At 42.5% G+C, this 3,482-nt stretch carries 1 protein-coding gene; it reads right to left on the reverse strand.

The window, feature by feature from the left end; translation table 11 throughout:
* Positions 1 to 3,482 (reverse strand): DUF6531 domain-containing protein (locus tag OCV67_RS12950; RefSeq protein ID WP_147644357.1); only part of this gene is annotated, 3,482 nt, incomplete at both ends.

The raw sequence follows: 3,482 nt of genomic DNA on the forward strand, positions 1-3,482 counted from the left end.
TAGGTATCTGTAGAATTGCCGGTAGTTACGGCTTCTTCTGTCAGTCTTTTCAGACCGTCATACTCATATTCCGTTGTTTCTATTATACCATTTTCTGTAGTCTTTTTGCAAGCGTCAGAACCATCAAGATAATACGAATATTCGTAGCTTGATATGTCAGTATTGCCGGATTTGTTTACGATATTTGTAATTCTGTTCGCCTTGTTGTAAGTGTAGGTCGAAACTACGCCGTTTGCAAGGGTTTCAGACTTCTTGTTACCGTTTGCATCGTAGGTGTAAGAAGCGGTTTCATTGCCTGATTCCTTAACCTTAACAACACGCATTTCACTATCATATTCATATGTTTTTGAAGAATACAGCAGGAGATGATACTGCCCTGTAAGTTCTTTACTTACATACTGCGAAACGCCTTCATAGAAATATCCTCTGAAAATGGAGTAGCCATTTTCGTCATATTCTGTTTCTGTATATTTTCTTCCAAGTGAATCATAAATTGTTGTTGTCGTAAGACCGTTGCTTACTGTCTGAGTGATTCTTCCCATACTGTCATAAGTATACGACTTGCTGACATTCTTGGAAGAATCGCTTGAGTTAACCGTGTTTGAGGTAAGCACACGATTGAGTGCGTCGTAAGTATTGGTCGTAACGTTGCCGTTTGCATCTGTATTTGTGAGAACGTTGCCGTTCAGGTCGTATGTGATAGTGCCTGAATTGTAGCCTGTGCTGTCGGTAGTTCTTACCGGCCTCAGCCAGCTGTCATACTCATAATTTGTTGTCAGATATGAAGTATCATTTTCGGAAGACATGCCCGTGTACATTTTAACCTGCACTCCGGCATTATTGTAAAAATACTTTGAAATATTTTTCTCGCCGGTTACAGTACCATCGCTTAGAGTTACCTTTTCAAGCAGTCCCATAGCGTTGTACTGATTCTGAGTAACGCTGTTTTTGTTGGTATCAACAGTCTGGATTGTCTTGATTACATTTCCGTTTTTGTCATACTGATTTTCTGTAACGGAGTATCTTACAGCGCCGTTTTCAGTATCAAACGGAGCATATGTTTTAGTCAGCTTGTTAAGCTTGTTGTACTCATATTTTGTGGTATTGTTCAGAGCGTCAGTCTGTCTTGCAAGCTGACCATTTGCGTAATATGCGCTTGTTCTCTTGGTTTCACCGTTTGTCTTTTCAGTGACAGGATTGCCTCTGAAATCGGCAAGCGTTTCGGTAACAACCTGTTTTTCAGCCGTGATGTAGGTAGTCTTGATCGTTTTCAGTCCGCTGCATGAGTGAGAGGAAGAACTGTCAAGAGCCATGTAAATATTAAAGCCGTGATTCTTCACGAATTCGTAAGAGGTTTCCGTAAGAATCTGTTTTGCAGCGTCTGCTCCGGATTTAAAATATGTTGCTTTTTCACGCTGCAAACCGTCGTATTCAACGATATTGATCGTGCCATCGGGATTGGTTTTTTCAATCACATTTCCGTAAGCGTCATACTTGAAAGAAGTTACATTGCCCAGTGCGTCGGTTTGTGTTTTAACTGCGCCGCTTTGGTAGTAAGTGTAAAGAGTTCCGCAGCTCTTGTCGGCAGAATAATTAGGCGAATATTCGGCTGTCTTTCTGCTGAGTTTATCGTATTCCGCGATGGTAACTGCCGCCGCTGAACCTGTACCATAGTCACTGATCTTTGTAACATTGTTGAACTTGTCATACTCATATTCCTTTACGGCATAAACGTTGTTTGCAATGTCAACGCTTGTGGTTTCCTTTGAGACCTGAAGCTGTGAATTGTACTCGTATTCAACCGAGTTTACAACGGTGTTTCCGTCCTTGATTTCCTTCTTTATGGGCAGTCCCTTTGCGTTGCCGGAAGTGCCGTAAGTGTACTCTGTCACATTCCCTTCAGGGTCGGTAATTGTGCGGACAAGACCTGCAATTGAAGCGGTCTGACTTGCAGGATAATATGTGTAAACTGTCATTGCGTAATCGGAATAAGTTACTTCATCAAGATTGTAACTGCTCTGTGCAATCGCGTCTGCATTGGAAACAGGACTCAGACTCTGATACTGCTTCAGAACATTGACGCCGGACTCGTCATACTCATAGATAACAACATTCTTGCTCTCGTCAACCTGAACCAGCGGCATATTTTTATCATTGTAGCGTGCTAAAGTATATGTGCCGTCGGGATTGATTTGCTTGATAACATTGCCGTTGTCGTCACGGTCATACTTGGTGGTATTGCCCATGATATCGACGTTTTCGGACATCTCGTCATACTTGTTTTCATCGTCAATCATGTTGTAGGTGATTTTATCGACCTCATATGTCTGACCGTCGGTTTCTACAGTATTTGTCTTGACTGCATACTTTTCATCATAATCGTAAGTGAAAGTTTTTACGAGTTTATCGCCGTCAAATTCCTTGAGACCTGTCTGTTTGAACGCCTTGTCATAGGTATATTCCTGCTTGAGTCCTGCGGAATTTATGAGATAATTTACAGATCCGTTGTCATTGTAAACGATCGTATCTGTAACCTCGTCATAGCAGTTTGTGATTTTGCAAAGTCTGCCGTTTCCGTCGTATTCGTAGGTTTCAGTTCCGCCGGATACGCTTGTTGCAGAAATCAGCTGAGCATCATTGTTGTAATCATAAGTTACAATTCTGTTGCTTTCGGAATCATCATCAGAAATGCTTTCAATACGATTATGTCCATTAACATCCTTGTACTGAATTGTGTAAGTTCTGCCTGTGGAATCAGTTACAATTCTCTGATTATTTGACTTTTCTGAGATTGTGAGTGTGTTGCCGTTTGCGTCCTTAACCCAGTCAAGCTCGCCGTCGGAATTGAAGTGATACTTAGACTGTGCGGCGTTCGTAATTGTATACTCATTGCCCGATTTTGTCATGGTGCTGTGAGCGTTCAGACACTCGAATCCACCGTTGCCGTCGTCCTTAAACGTGGTGTTAGAGCCGTCAGGGAGCACTACCTGATAGTAACCCTGTGCAGGAATCACTATTTTGCTGACGTCAATATTGAAATCCCAGCCGATACCGAATGAGCCTTCTTCATCGCTCATGGAGTTGTATGTACGCACAAAATCAGATTTAACGCCCGGTGATGCGATACTCAGATCGGTGAAGGATTTGGTATAGTTACCCGTTGCAATATGTACGCCGTCGCCGATTTCCCAGCCCTTGCGGTAGAGCGTGTAATCGGGAAGATCGTATGGTCTCCACCACGGTCTGAACCAGAAATTTTCTTCGGTAAATTCCTTGGTTACAAGAATACCGTATTCATAGTCAAAATTTAAACGGCGTTCTGTATTGTAGCTGCCGTCCTCGTTATCAATATATGTTTCCGGATTGTCCCAAAGAATCGTCTGCTTTCCGCCCTCATAGCCGAAAATTATGATATGTTCTCCGGAAGAGTAAATTGCCTTGTCGCCAGATAATTCGTTTACTTCCCATGTCGGTCCCGCAAA

The organism is Porcipelethomonas ammoniilytica (assembly GCF_025567485.1).
Classification (GTDB): domain Bacteria; phylum Bacillota; class Clostridia; order Oscillospirales; family Ruminococcaceae; genus Porcipelethomonas; species Porcipelethomonas ammoniilytica.